Origin of the sequence: Pseudomonas sp. LPB4.O (assembly GCF_038383825.1) — a bacterium.
GTDB classification, from domain to species: domain Bacteria; phylum Pseudomonadota; class Gammaproteobacteria; order Pseudomonadales; family Pseudomonadaceae; genus Aquipseudomonas; species Aquipseudomonas putida.
Window position 1 is genome coordinate 970,567 of the sequence record NZ_CP151298.1, and the last position, 12,923, is coordinate 983,489.

Genomic DNA, 12,923 nt, shown 5'->3' on the forward strand with positions numbered 1-12,923 from the left:
GGAATCCCCTTTGCCCGCTTTCTACCTGAGTATCAGCCTGCTGCTGTATTTGCTCGCCCTGTTCTTCGATGGCGCGCTGATGAGCGGCGAGCGTCATATGCCGGCCTTGCAGATGTTGCTGTACGGGCCATGGGGCATGCCCTTCGGTTTGTACCAATGGTTTGCCAACCCGCTGCTGGCCCTGGCCATCCTTGCCCATCGGCGGTTCCGCCGCTTGGCATTGCTGGCCGGGTTGGCGGCGGTGTACCTGGCAGCCAGCAGCTTCGGCATCACCCGCCTGCCCGACAACCAGAGTTATGAGTTTCACGACCTGACCGGTTTTGGTGCTGGTTTCTATCTGTGGCTGGCGGCCATCGGGGTGTTCTGCCTGGGGCAGGCCTGGCATTGCTGGAAGGCACGTAGCGCCGACGACATGCCGGGCTGGAACTGGCTGGATGTGGCGTTGATTGCGGCGCTGGGCGTGGCGCTTTATTCAGCCACGCAGATGCCATCGCTGCGCTTCCACCCAGGCAAGGTACTGATGCCGCCGGAACAACCGCAGTCGTTTTGATACCCGCAAGGAGGGTTTGCATGATCAAGCATTGCCTGACAGGCCTGGCACTGGCCTGCGTTTTGCCGCTGGCCGTGGCGGACGATTACACGCCGGCCTACGGAAAGTGCATGGACAAGGCCTCCAGCACCGTGGCCATGAGCGAGTGCATCCAGGCCGAGACACACGTGCAGGACCAGCGTCTGAACCGGGTGTACAAGCAGTTGATGGGCAAGCTGGATGCCGGGCGGCAGAAAAGCTTGCGGGATGTGCAGCGTAAATGGCTTGCCTACCGCGATGGCAATTGCCAGTTTCATGTGCAGGCCAGTGGGGGGACGATGGCGCAGCTGGAGGGAGGGTCATGCATGATGGACATGACCCGCGACCGGGCGGCGGAGCTGGAACGGGTGCTCAGCCCCGGGCAGTGAGGTTGCCTGTCCCGGCCCCATCGCCGGCAAGCCAGCTCCCACAGGTACAGCTCACAGGCAGAAGATGGCACTCAACCTGTGGGAGCTGGCTTGCCGGCGATGGGGCGCGAAGCGGCCCCGCTTTTACTGGCGAGGCTCGCGCAGCGCCCGGGCCTTGAGGTATTCGCGCACTTCCACGGCATCCCCGGCAAACTCGATACGCTCTGCCTTGGCTGCACGCTGGTAGGCATACATCGGGTCGTAATACTCGTTGAGCAAGCCTTCGATCCAGCCCCGGTGCAGGTCCACCGCGCCGCTGCGCTGTTGCGCTTCAAGGGCGAGGCGCAGGATCTGCGAAAGCCGCTGATAGCGCTCCCCACCCAAGCGCTTGCAGATGTTGGCCATGCTTTGCAGCATGCGCTCGGCAAACAACCGGCGGCCATCCTCTTCGCCATGCACGGAGATAAACTCGGCACTCAAGTTGACCACGTAGTCGCGCAAGATGCGCTCCACGCGGTTGGCGAAGCTGTCTTCCAGCCACACCAGCGGGTACTGCTGCATACCCTGATACAACTCCAGTGGCACCGTGCAGCTGCCGACGATGCGGCCTTCATCTTCCAGCACGAACTGCTCGCAGCCGCGGGCGCGCTTTTTCAGCACATCGATGGCCAGCTGGTTTTCGAAGTCGATTTGCGCCGGCTGCGCGGTGGCGCGTTTGCCGAAGCTGGAACCGCGATGGTTGGCGTGGCCTTCCAGGTCGAGCACGTTGTCCAGCTGGTGCAGCACATCGGTCTTGCCGGTACCGGTCAAACCGCCCACCAGCACAAAATCGCATTGCGCCACCGCCTGCTGGGTGGTTTCCAGCAGGAAGGTGCGCATGGCCTTGTAGCCACCTTTGACACGCGGGTACTGGATGCCTGCTTCATCGCGCAGCCAACCCTGCACGATCTGTGAACGCAGGCCGCCCCGGAAGCAGTACAGGTAACCTTGCGGGTGGGTCTGGGCAAACGCTACCCAGGCATCCATCCGCGCCTGCTTGGTGGCGCCGCTGACCAGCTGGTGACCCAGGACGATGGCGGCCGCCTGGCCTTGCTGTTTGAAGCAGGTGCCGACCTTCTGCCGCTCCTGGTCGTTCATCAGCGGCAGGTTGACCACGCCAGGGAAGGCGCCTTTGGCGAATTCGAGCGGCGCGCGCATGTCCATCATCGGCACGTCGTCGAGGAACAGCTGACGGAAGTCGGTGCAGTCGGGGCGCATCAGATCACCTCGACCGCGTGGCTCTGTCGCTCGACCAGCTTGCCGATAGGCGACAGTTGCAGGCCCAGTTCGGCAGCCACGGCGAGGAAGTCGGTTTCACCCTCCGGGGTAACGGCCACCAGCAGGCCCCCGCTGGTCTGCGGGTCGCACAGCAGGTGCTTCTGGTCGTCAGTGAGGGTGCCGATCTTGTGCCCGTAGCTGTCGTAGTTGCGCAGGGTCCCACCGGGGATGCAGCCCTCGGCCAGGTAGTGGTCGACACTGGGCAGGCGCGGTACCGCGGCGTAGTCCAGGTGCGCGGTGAGGCCGCTGCCTTCGGCCAGCTCGACCAGGTGGCCGAGCAGGCCGAAGCCGGTGACATCGGTCATGGCCTTGACCCCGTCGAGTTTGCCGAAGCGGCTGCCAGGTGTGTTAAGGGTGCACATCCAGTCGCGGGCGAGGCCCTGGTCCTGCGGGCGCAGCTTGGCCTTTTTCTCGGCGGTGGTGAGGATGCCGATGCCCAGTGGCTTGGTCAGGTACAGCTGGCAGCCTGCAGTGGCGGTGTCGTTGCGCTTGAGGTGGCGCTTGCTGACCACACCGGTGACGGCCAGGCCGAAGATTGGCTCGGGGGCGTCGATGGAGTGGCCACCCGCCAGCGGGATACCGGCTTCGGCGCACACGGCGCGGCCGCCACGGATCACTTCACGGGCCACTTCCGGTGGCAGCACGTTGACTGGCCAGCCAAGAATGGCGATGGCCATCAGAGGGTCGCCGCCCATGGCGTAGATGTCGCTGATGGCGTTGGTGGCGGCGATGCGGCCGAAGTCGTACGGGTCATCGACGATCGGCATGAAGAAGTCGGTGGTCGAGACCACACCGCGCTCTTCGTCCAGCGCGTACACTGCTGCATCGTCGCGTGACGCGTTGCCGACCCACAGTTTAGGGTCCAGGGCCTGGGTGCCGCTTTCGGCGAGGATCACGTCCAGCACCTTGGGGGAAATCTTGCAGCCACAGCCGGCACCATGGCTGTACTGGGTCAGGCGAATCGGCTCGCTCATGTGTACCTCAGCAGGTCAAATTGTTGCGCGATTGTAGCAAAGCTGGCCTTTGGGCCCTTGCCTCTTATAATTCCCGATGTCGGCGGATTTGTCGGCACTTCCCCGCTATTGAACCGGAGAACACCCATGCTCAAACGCCCCCTGGCGCTCGCCGCCGGCCTCGTGCTGTCTTGCTGTGCCGTTGTCGTACAGGCCGCTGAAACCCTGCGGGTCAGCGCCATCCCCGACGAAGCGCCGACCGAGCTGCAGCGCAAATTCAAGCCACTGGGTGAGTACCTGGCCAAGCAACTGGGCATGGAGGTGAAGTTCGTACCCGTGGCGGACTACCCGGCGGTGGTGGAGTCGCTGGCCGCAGACCGTCTCGACCTGGCCTGGCTGGGGGGCTTCACGTTCGTTCAGGTGCACCTGAAGGACCCGACCGCCACGCCACTGGTACAGCGTGAGCAGGACGCACAATTCACGTCCAAGTTCATCACCGCCAACCCCGACGTGAAGAGCCTGAGTGATCTGAAGGGCAAGTCGTTTGCCTTCGGTTCCATTTCGTCTACTTCGGGCAGCTTGATGCCGCGTTACTTCATGCTCAAGCAGGACAATATCAAGCCTGAAGAGTACTTCAGCCGCGTGGCCTATTCTGGCGCCCATGATGCCACCGTGGCCTGGGTGCAGGCTGGCAAGGTCGAGGGTGGCGTGCTGAACGCCAGCGTGTGGCAAAAGCTGGTGGATGCAGGCAAGGTCGACACCACCAAGGTGAAGGTGTTCGCCACCACCCCAACCTACTTCGACTACAACTGGACCGTGCGCGGCAACATGGACCCGGCGTTGAAACAGAAAATCAAGAAAGCCTTCCTGGACCTCGACCCGAGCAACCCGGAGCACAAGGCGATCCTTGACCTGCAGGCCGCCAGCCGCTTCATCGAGACCAAGCCTGAGAACTACAAGGGCACCGAACAGGCTGCACGCGAGGCCGGCCTGCTCAAGTGACAGCTTCGAATGCGGCAATTCATCTGCACGGTGCCAGCCTGCGCCATGGCCAGGTACGCGCGCTTGACGCGGTGAGCCTGCGTATCGCGCAGGGCGAGCGTGTCGCCATCATCGGGCCGTCGGGGGCGGGCAAGTCCAGCTTGCTGCACCTGATGGCCACGGCCATCCAGCCCAGCAGTGGGCGCCTGGAGTTGCTTGGCGAGCAACCTTGGGCACTGTCGGCAAGGGCACGCCAGCGACTGCGTGCGCGGGTTGGCCTGGTGCATCAGTCGCCGCCTTTGCCACCGCGTCAGCGGGTGGTGACCGCCGTGCTGGCGGGTCGCCTGGGGCAGTGGGGTACGCTGCGCGGCTTGCTCAACCTGCTGTATCCCAGCGATGTGCCGGGGGCGCGCCAGGTGTTGGCTGAACTGGGCCTGGCCGACAAGCTATTCGTGCAGTGTGGGCAGTTGTCCGGTGGCCAGTTGCAGCGGGTGGGCATTGCTCGGGCGTTGTACCAGCGTCCGCAGGTGCTGCTGACCGACGAACCGGTGTCGGCCATGGATCCGGTGTTGGCCGACCACAGCCTGGCTTTGCTCAATCGCCATGCCCAGGCCACTGGCGTGACGTTGGTGGCGAGCCTGCACGCCGTAGAGTTGGCGCTGGCGCATTTTCCGCGGGTGATTGGCATTCGGGAAGGGCAGGTTGTGTTCGACTGCCCGGCCGAAGCGGTCACCGAGCAACTGCTGGACGCGCTATACGCCAACGAACAACTGGCTCCGCCGCCAACCCAGGGGCCGACCCTGACCGTGCAGATTCCGCGATGCTGAAGGCCGACGCCCGCGACCCCGCGCTGCTGCCGCGGTTGCTGCTGGCCCTGTTGGCGGTAGCGGTACTGTGGCCGGCTATCCTGACAAGCGAACTGAACCCCGGGGTGCTGTTGCAGGCGGACAACCGTCAGCAGATTGCCAGCTTTACCAGCGCCTTCTGGCCGCCGGCACATGATGCCGATTTTCTTGCACTGCTCTATGAAGCCACCTTGCAGACCCTGGCCGTGGCGACTGCCGGCATGGGGCTTGCGTTGTTGTTGGCGATCCCGGCTGGCTTGTTGGCCAGCCGTGCCTTGTCCTTGCGTGCTGCTTCACGCGGCGGGCGGGCCGGGTTCTGGTCGCGACTGTTGCGTCTGCCGGTGCGCGGGCTGCTGATTTTCCTGCGTAGCGTGCCGGAGATCGTCTGGGCGTTGCTGTTCGTGCGCGCCGTGGGGCTGGGGCCGACGGCGGGCGTACTGGCTATCGCCATCACCTACAGTGGCATGCTCGGCAAGGTTTACGCCGAAATATTCGAGTCGGTCGACCAGCGCCCGGCGCATGCCTTGTTGCAGGCGGGCAGTGGCCGGCTGGCGGCGTTTTTCTACGGCATCCTGCCCAATGCTGCCTCCGAAGTGGTGTCGTACACCGTGTACCGCTGGGAGTGCGCGGTGCGGGCTTCGGTGGTGATGGGCTTTGTCGGTGCCGGCGGGCTGGGCCAGCAGATCGACCTGTCGATGCGCATGTTCGATGGTGCGCAAGTGGCGAGCATGCTGCTTACGTTCTTGCTGCTGGTGATGCTGGCCGACCTGCTCAGCCGCCTGCTGCGCTGGAGGCTGGCATGAACCGCGCAATCAACCTGTTGCTGCTTGGCGCCATCGCGGTGGCGGTGGTGGCCTCGTTTGCTTACCTGGAGCTGGACCTGCGCGCACTGGTAGGCAACGGCGGGCTGGGGCAGATGGGCGAGTACGCCGGGCGCTTCCTGCAGCCGGATCTGTCTGCGGGGCATCTTAAGGCGGTGTGGCGCGGGGCGCTGGAAACCCTGGCCATGTCTGGCATGGGCACCTTGTTGGCAATGGTAGTGGGGATGTTGCTGGCACTGCCTGCGGCGGGCCGCTTCGGTTGGCCGTTGCAAGGGGCCGCGCGTTTGCTGCTCAATGCCTTGCGTGCCATTCCTGAACTGGTGTGGGCTGCGCTGACTGTGCTGGCGGCTGGGCTGGGGCCGAATGCCGGTACCCTGGCTTTGGCGTTGCACACCGCTGGCGTGCTGGGGCGGTTGTTTGCCGAGGCGCTTGAGAATGCCCCGCCCGAGCCGGCGGCGGCGATCCGTTTGCAGGGGGGCAGCCAAGTGGCGGCGTTCTGCTTTGGTACCCTGCCCAACCTGTGGCCGCAGTTGCTGGCCTACAGCTTGTACCGCTGGGAGAACAACATCCGCATGGCCAGCGTGCTTGGATTCGTCGGGGCGGGCGGGTTGGGGCAGATGCTGTACACCACCTTGAGCCTGTTCCAGGAGGCCCAGGCCAGCACGGTGATCATCGGGATGCTGGTGCTGGTGTTGCTGGTGGATGTGTTGAGTGACGTGTTGCGCCAGCGCTATGTGCGGGCCTGACGGAAAGCCCGGGCTGCAATGCAGCCCCGACATCTCTCAGGCGTCTACAGCCTCGGCACACTGCGCCTCCCGCTGCATCGACTCCAGGTTACGCTCGATCGTCTCGCATATGGTATCCATCTGGATCTGATGCTCGCTGAACCTGAACGGGCTCTGCAAGTCCGTGCCGATCCGCTCGATGGCCAGCAGCATGAACCCTACCACCGTCGATGCCAGCGGCGTGAACCAACCCAGCGATTCCACCAGCCCCACCGGCACGATCAAACAGAACAAAGTAATGAACAGCCGCGGAAAATACACATAAGGGTAGGGCAGCGGCGTGTTGGCGATCCGCTCCATGCCACCCTGGGCATTGGACAGGTCCACCAGCGTCGACTCCAGCCGTGCGAGGCGGATGCTGTCCAGCCGCCCGGCCTGGTATTCCCGCGCCAGCAAGGCCGCTGAACCGCCGAGAATGTCATTGGCGAAGTTATTCGAACGGTTGCGCCGCTCGAACTCCGCAGGCGGGATGAAGGCCATCAGCTCGTCCGGGCAGCGTTCACCCTTCAGGTGCGCCGCCAGGCAGTTCACATAGGCGATATGCCTGCGCAGCAGGGTGGCCTTGACCGGGTTCAGGCCATCATCCGGGTCGTCGATCAGGGTCAGCGTCTGCCGGGCGAAGCTGCGCGACCCGTTCACCAGCGCCCCCCACAACGTGCGTGCCTCCCACCAGCGGTTGTAGGCGCTACTGTTGCGAAAACTCACCAGCACCACCAGCGCCGAGCCCAGCAAGGTCAATGGGATCAGCGGCAGGGTGAACTTGCTGTTGAAGAACAGCATGAAGTCGATGGTGACCAGCACATCCCAGATCAGCAGCCAGAACAGCGACCAGCCGATGTAGCCGATGGTCTTCACGGCCAGGCGGTACTTGCGGGTGATGATGTCTTTCACGCGGGGGCGCCTCGAAACGCGGGGGATGCAGGATGGGACGCCGAGGCTCGTCGAAGGTTCGAGGGTTGAATGTTGCAAGGGATTTTGTAGCTGAAACGAAGGGAAAAATCCGACCAGCCTGTCAGATGTGCCTGAATTCCTGATTCAGCTCAAAAACGACAGAGTGGGTCGCTTCAATCCTTGAATAGGTGTATCCATAAGGATACGATTGGGTGACCATTTGATGTTTCTCGTTGAACAGACGGAAAGCTTTGCCGCTTGGCTACTGCCACCCAGGCCGCCGATATCCTCAAAGCCAGAAAGCTGCTGAAGGAGATGAAATGAGCGAAAAATTGATCCCGTTTGATATGGCAGCCTTGTTGAGCAGCGATGAGGCAATCAGTGAATACCTTAGCCAGGTGCTATCAGATGGCGATACCGAGGAAATCATTCGAGCACTTGGACATATCGCTCGTGCACGAGGCATGACAAATATTGCTACGGAGAGTGGGCTGGGTAGAGAAAGCCTGTACAAGGCGCTGAGCCCTGGCGCGAAGCCTCGTTTTGACACTGTATTGAGGGTCATTCGTGCTCTGGGGGTGGACCTTCTCGTTCAGCCACATGCAATGACCCGCTGATCCAGCTCGGTTAAGTCAGTATTTGCTTCATCTGCACCAACGCTACCCGCGTGCCGTCCCACGCCTGCCGCTCCTCGATGCCGAACGGTGTGAAGCCCAGCTGTGGATAAAGCAGCAGGCCGGCGGTGTTGTGATTGAAGCATGACACCCAGACCTCCCGAGCGCTGTACTGCTGACGGGCGAGGTCGATCATTGCCGTTACCAGATAACGCGCTACACCAAGGCCGCGGGCGCTGGGGGCCACCACTACGTTGCCCAGGGCACATACGCCGCCATGTTCGGCTTTGTAGAAATTGGCGAAGGCCAGGACAGCGCCGTTACCTTCCACTACCGTGGAGCCGCTGCGTTGGGCAATGGCGTCGCTCAGCTGGTTGGGGGTGAGGGGGTAGGTGGCTTTGGGGAACATGTAGAACAGTTCGTCCGGGTTCTGCGGGAAGCTGCAGATGACGGGGATGTCTTCAGGCCGGATGGGGCGGTGAGTCAGGTGCATGGCAGGTCCTTCTCGCGTTGGTTGGCACGGCCTCTTCGTGGGTACTGCACAAGGCTCAAATCCTGTGCAGGCCCTGTGGGAGCGGGTTTACCCGCGAAGAGGCCATCAGCCTCACATCATAGGCCGCTTTCCATCCAATACCGCGACCCGATTCACGGCTTGGCGGCCACCGCCACGTAGCCTTTGACCGAAGCCGGTGCCTGGGGCTTGGCCTTGTGCGCCAGCAGGTACTGGTAACGCCGCCATTCCTTGTCGATTTCGCTGAACGACATGAACACGCTGATGCGGTCCTTGCCGGCCAGGTCCGGCCGCTTGCCGGCGTCGATCTCGCTGGTGGGGATGATGGCCACGTTGATGCCCACCACCTTGCCGTCATCGGCAAACACCGGCCCACCCGACATACCCTTGGTGATCGGGCCGTCATGCACTGAGTAGAAGACGCTGCCAGGCGTACCTTCAAGCCGTACCAGTGACGACAGGGCATGGCCCTTGCCCTGCATTGGCATCATGAAACTGTTGAAACCCACCGCCGTCACGGCTTCCCCAGGCACGTACTGGCGCCAGTGCGGCACGCTGCTGGCCTTGTGCTTGAAGAACACTACATCACCGAGGCCCTCGTGGACCACGTTGCGCAGGAAGGGGGTGTGTTTGGCGGTTACTGCGTAATCCTCGTTCCACTGGATGGCGCTGGCCATCAGCAACATCGGCAGAGGGGCACCAGAAGTGACCACGAAAGCCTGGCTGTAGACGGGATCTGAAACGTACGACGTTGGCACTCCATTGCACCCACTGAGCAGCATCATTGCCGCCATGCAGGGCGCGATTGTTTTCATGTGTCACACAGGGTGTGGAGAAATGGGAGCGCAACTATGGCTAAGTGCCATTACGCTGGCAATACTTTCGGCATATACCCGACGAATGACAGCTTAAGTGTTAGTCATGACGGCGGCCAATAGAATGCAGGTATGGCTACAGGTCCCAGAGCCATTGGGGCGGCGTCAAAGTGGAGGGGTTTTTTTCGGGCGATCTGATGGGTGTGAGCTGCATTGGGCTATCACACTGACAAGCTACCTTTTTCAGGGCGACCTGTTCATAGTTGCCAGTCGACTTACCCTGAAAGGAATCAGAACATTGTTTAAGCTAAATCCCTTGGTGCCCGAGCTGATCGTTTCTGATCTACCTCGCAGCCTGGCATTCTACTGCGGCGTACTCGGCTTCAAGATTGAATACGACCGGCCAGAAGAGCATTTTGCCTTCCTGTCCTTTGGTGGCAGCCAGCTGATGCTGGAGCAGGACTGGCAGAGTGAGTCACCCTGGCGGGTCGGCCCGCTGGAGCCGCCGTATGGTCGAGGCATCAACCTGTCGATCGAATGCGCTGATGCACTGTCCTTGGTCGCGTCGCTGGGGGTTGCGGGGCATAGCATCAGAAAGCCGATTGAAGAGTGTTGGTACCGCCAGGGCGGCATGCTGGTCGGCCAGCGCAATTTCCTGGTGCAAGACCCGGACGGCTACCTGCTTCGGTTTGCTGAAGATCTCGGCGTGAAGAGCGCCTGAGCCAAGGGCGGATCCACGGAAAATTGACCCCAGGTTGCGCTCGATGGTCTCGAAAAGGGTATCCATCTGGGTCTGGTGCTCACTGAACCTGAACAGGCTCTGCAAATCCGTGCCGATCCGCTCGATGCCACCCTGTGCATTGGACAGATCTACCACCGTGAGATGCTGATGCCTTTGTCCACACTGAATATGTGGCAATGAAGAGTCGCCACATAGCGCTATACACCCCACAGTTACTGAATTCTCAGCGCTTATTGCCTCCGTGCACTTTCGAAACTAAGCCAGCATCTTTTCTCGAACTAACTTCCCTCTTTCGAGTGCTGAATGTCGCCATATCAACTATTTATGTCCCCTGCGCGATAGTTTCAAAATGGCTGAACTAAGTATTTGCCCACAGCGCTTTTTCCCGAAGTGGGTCATCAACAAAATAGCCGCCCCTCAATTTTAACCATCAGCCTGACGCGGTGGCCGAAAGTTGACCGCGGCGGCTGGCGGCCAAGTAGGTGGCTCGCCGCCTGAACTGATGACCCCACACCGTTTACCAGGAAAGGAAAGTGTCATGGGAATGACGAGGCGTAAGTTTTTGATCGGCGGCGGCGTCGTGGCCATTGCAGGTGGCGCAGGCATTCTGACCCCCTTGCTGACCCGCGAAGGCCGGTTGATCCCCGGCAAACCGCGGTTTGGTTTTGTAGAAGGCACGGAAGGTGCACTTCCCAAGCAGGCGGACGTGGTAGTTGTTGGCGCTGGTATTCTGGGGCTCATGACCGCGATCAATCTTGTCGAGCGTGGCCTCTCGGTAGTCGTCGTTGAAAAAGGTGATATTGCCGGCGAGCAGTCATGCAGGTTCTATGGTCAGGTCATGACCTACAAGATGCCTGATGCGACGTTCCAGTTGCACCATCTTGCCAAACAACGGTGGCGCGAGATGAACGCCAAAGTGGGTGCAGATACCAGCTATCGCACACAGGGCCGGGTCGAAGTTCCTTTCGATGAAGAAGATCTGGAAAGCGTCAGAAAGTGGATTGATGTCAAAAGCCGGGAAGTAGCAGCGGACAACCCCTTCAAGACTCGGATCATTCAGGGGAATGAACTCGAACAGCGGCTGCGCGGTGCATCATCGAGCTGGAAAATTGCAGGCTTCGAGGAAGACTCCGGTAGCCTGGACGCCGAGCGCGCATCGTTTGTCATGGCGGAGTACGCCAAGAAAATGGGGGTGCGCATCTACACCCACTGCGCCGCAAGGGGTCTGGAAACCCAGGCAGGCGTCATCTCCGATGTGGTGACCGAGAAGGGCGCCATCAGCACTTCTCGCGTGGTCGTGGCAGGCGGCGCCTGGTCCAGGCTGTTCATGCAGAACCTGGGCGTCGATGTGCCTACCTTGCCGGCCTACCAGTCCCAGCAAATCATCAGCGCGGCACCCCGTGCACCGGGGGGCAACGTTGCATTGCCAGGGAACATCTACTTCCGCGAGCAGGCCGACGGTACATACGCCACCTCACCGCGCGTCGTCGTTGCCCCGGTGGTCAAAGAATCGTTCATGTATGGCTATAAATACCTGCCATTGCTGGCCATCCCCGACTTCCCGGTGCACATCTCACTCAACAAGCAACTGATTGATTCGTTCACTCAGCCCACCCAGTGGAGGCTGGACGAGGTATCGCCCTTCGAGAAAAACAGGCTGATGACGGCGGCCCCGGATATTCCAGAGCTGGATGCATCTCTGGAAAAGCTCAAGGTCGAGTTCCCTGCCTTCCAGGATGCGAAGTTGATCGATCAGTGGAGCGGTGCCATGGCCATCGCCCCGGATGAGAACCCGATCATTTCGCAGGTCAATGAGTACCCTGGCCTGGTCATCAACACCGCCACCGGTTGGGGTATGACGGAAAGCCCGGTGTCGTCCGAGCTGACGGCAGACCTGCTGCTTGGAAAGGCGCCGGTGCTGGACCCTAAACCCTTCAGTTTGTATCGATTCTAAGCACACATACCGCAATGGAATGACCCGTACACGCATCACCGGTGCGTGTACATTCTTGTGTAACCATCAGGAGAGAAATATGAAATTCGCGTTCAAGACCGTTGCTGCATTGGCGTTGGGATTAGCCGGTGCCGGCAGCGTTCATGCACAAGATATCGTGCGCCATGGCGCAGGTAGTTTCCCTATCTCCTCGGCAGTAGAGATTCCTGCCGGGAAGTCGATCGTCTATCTGAGCGGTTCCGTCCCGTCGGTGATCCATCCCGACGCGCCCAAGGATTCGCTGGAAGCCTACGGTGATACCAAGGCACAAACCATCAATGTGCTTGAAAGCATCCAGCAGCAGCTGAAAGCGCTGGGTCTGGGCCTGACTGACGTGGTGAAGATGCAGGTATTCCTGGTGGGCGGGCCGGAGAACGGCGGGAAGATGGATTTCGACGGTTTCATGGCCGGCTACACCCAGTTCTTCGGGCCAGCCGCCAAGCAGCCGGTGCTACCTGCGCGCTCGGCGTTCCAGATTGCAGGCCTGGCGCACCCCGCCTGGCGGGTTGAGATCGAAGTGACAGCGGTTCGTCCCTGAGAGGACCTTGGCCCAGCCCGACATAATCGCCGGGCACAAAAAAACCGACCATAAGGTCGGTTTTTTCCGGATTTTGGTGCCCCGAGGGAGACTCGAACTCCCACTCCTTTCGAAAACGGATTTTGAATCCGCCGCGTCTACCAATTCCGCCATCAGGGCGTGTGGCGCGCAGTATAGAGAG

15 protein-coding genes, 1 tRNA gene and 1 pseudogene are annotated in these 12,923 nt (G+C 61.3%); 10 read left to right on the top strand and 7 right to left on the bottom strand.

Annotation, left to right across the window (positions count from 1 at the left end; all coding sequences use genetic code 11):
* Positions 1-10: 10 nt before the first annotated feature.
* On the top strand, positions 11-550 hold the full coding sequence (locus MRBLPB4O_RS04300; RefSeq protein ID WP_341797606.1) for a hypothetical protein: 540 nt from the start codon (positions 11-13) through the stop codon (positions 548-550).
* A gap of 20 nt (positions 551-570) precedes the next feature.
* The gene (locus MRBLPB4O_RS04305; protein ID WP_341797607.1) at positions 571-957 is read left to right on the top strand and encodes a lysozyme inhibitor LprI family protein; all 387 of its coding nucleotides are present in this window, start codon (positions 571-573) and stop codon (positions 955-957) included.
* A 123-nt stretch (positions 958-1,080) separates the two neighbouring features.
* Here MRBLPB4O_RS04305 and mnmH read toward each other — a convergent pair whose 3' ends face one another.
* Positions 1,081-2,193 (bottom strand): tRNA 2-selenouridine(34) synthase MnmH, encoded by a 1,113-nt coding sequence (mnmH, locus tag MRBLPB4O_RS04310; RefSeq protein WP_341797608.1) that lies wholly within the window; start codon positions 2,191-2,193, stop codon positions 1,081-1,083.
* Positions 2,193-3,227 (bottom strand): selenide, water dikinase SelD, encoded by a 1,035-nt coding sequence (selD, locus tag MRBLPB4O_RS04315; RefSeq protein WP_341797609.1) that lies wholly within the window; start codon positions 3,225-3,227, stop codon positions 2,193-2,195. The genes mnmH and selD overlap by 1 nt, the downstream gene beginning before the upstream one ends.
* A 126-nt stretch (positions 3,228-3,353) precedes the next feature.
* On the opposite strand from selD, the gene MRBLPB4O_RS04320 reads away from it, so the two are divergent.
* Genes MRBLPB4O_RS04320 through phnE form a run of 4 tightly spaced genes read left to right on the top strand, consistent with a single transcriptional unit; the run spans position 3,354 to position 6,599 of the window.
* Entirely contained in the window at positions 3,354-4,208 is an 855-nt protein-coding gene (locus MRBLPB4O_RS04320; protein ID WP_341797610.1) for a putative selenate ABC transporter substrate-binding protein, read from the top strand.
* Positions 4,205-5,014, top strand: coding sequence for an ATP-binding cassette domain-containing protein (locus MRBLPB4O_RS04325; RefSeq protein ID WP_019438899.1), 810 nt, complete (start codon positions 4,205-4,207; stop codon positions 5,012-5,014). The genes MRBLPB4O_RS04320 and MRBLPB4O_RS04325 overlap by 4 nt, the downstream gene beginning before the upstream one ends.
* A complete protein-coding gene (locus MRBLPB4O_RS04330; protein ID WP_341797611.1) occupies positions 5,008-5,835 on the top strand; it encodes an ABC transporter permease subunit in 828 nt (275 codons plus the stop codon). The genes MRBLPB4O_RS04325 and MRBLPB4O_RS04330 overlap by 7 nt, the downstream gene beginning before the upstream one ends.
* Positions 5,832-6,599 (top strand): phosphonate ABC transporter, permease protein PhnE, encoded by a 768-nt coding sequence (phnE, locus tag MRBLPB4O_RS04335; protein WP_341797612.1) that lies wholly within the window; start codon positions 5,832-5,834, stop codon positions 6,597-6,599. Before MRBLPB4O_RS04330 ends, phnE begins: the two co-directional genes overlap by 4 nt.
* A gap of 36 nt (positions 6,600-6,635) precedes the next feature.
* On the opposite strand, the gene MRBLPB4O_RS04340 is transcribed toward phnE, so the two are convergent.
* On the bottom strand, positions 6,636-7,529 hold the full coding sequence (locus MRBLPB4O_RS04340) for a bestrophin family ion channel (protein ID WP_063426321.1): 894 nt from the start codon (positions 7,527-7,529) through the stop codon (positions 6,636-6,638).
* Between the two features lie 320 nt (positions 7,530-7,849).
* On the opposite strand from MRBLPB4O_RS04340, the gene MRBLPB4O_RS04345 reads away from it, so the two are divergent.
* On the top strand, positions 7,850-8,146 hold the full coding sequence (locus MRBLPB4O_RS04345; protein ID WP_341797613.1) for an addiction module antidote protein: 297 nt from the start codon (positions 7,850-7,852) through the stop codon (positions 8,144-8,146).
* A 10-nt stretch (positions 8,147-8,156) separates the two neighbouring features.
* Here MRBLPB4O_RS04345 and MRBLPB4O_RS04350 read toward each other — a convergent pair whose 3' ends face one another.
* A complete protein-coding gene (locus tag MRBLPB4O_RS04350) occupies positions 8,157-8,636 on the bottom strand; it encodes a GNAT family N-acetyltransferase (protein WP_341797614.1) in 480 nt (159 codons plus the stop codon).
* Positions 8,637-8,788: 152 nt separating this feature from the next.
* Complete coding sequence (locus tag MRBLPB4O_RS04355; RefSeq protein ID WP_341798855.1) at positions 8,789-9,436, bottom strand: trypsin-like peptidase domain-containing protein; 648 nt, start codon at positions 9,434-9,436, stop codon at positions 8,789-8,791.
* Between the two features lie 331 nt (positions 9,437-9,767).
* On the opposite strand from MRBLPB4O_RS04355, the gene MRBLPB4O_RS04360 reads away from it, so the two are divergent.
* Positions 9,768-10,190 carry a VOC family protein gene (locus tag MRBLPB4O_RS04360; protein ID WP_096425602.1) on the top strand — a complete coding sequence of 141 codons (423 nt, stop codon included), beginning with the start codon at positions 9,768-9,770 and terminating at the stop codon, positions 10,188-10,190.
* A gap of 15 nt (positions 10,191-10,205) precedes the next feature.
* Here the strand turns inward: MRBLPB4O_RS04360 and MRBLPB4O_RS04365 are convergent.
* Positions 10,206-10,316, bottom strand: a pseudogene (locus tag MRBLPB4O_RS04365) (effector protein); the annotation flags it as partial.
* Between the two features lie 433 nt (positions 10,317-10,749).
* Here MRBLPB4O_RS04365 and MRBLPB4O_RS04370 point away from each other — a divergent pair.
* Positions 10,750-12,165 (top strand): FAD-binding oxidoreductase, encoded by a 1,416-nt coding sequence (locus tag MRBLPB4O_RS04370; protein WP_016501409.1) that lies wholly within the window; start codon positions 10,750-10,752, stop codon positions 12,163-12,165.
* Positions 12,166-12,244: 79 nt separating this feature from the next.
* The gene (locus MRBLPB4O_RS04375; protein WP_063426328.1) at positions 12,245-12,742 is read left to right on the top strand and encodes a RidA family protein; all 498 of its coding nucleotides are present in this window, start codon (positions 12,245-12,247) and stop codon (positions 12,740-12,742) included.
* Between the two features lie 74 nt (positions 12,743-12,816).
* Here MRBLPB4O_RS04375 and MRBLPB4O_RS04380 read toward each other — a convergent pair.
* Positions 12,817-12,901 (bottom strand) — tRNA-Leu (locus MRBLPB4O_RS04380).
* Between the last annotated feature and the right edge of the window lie 22 nt (positions 12,902-12,923).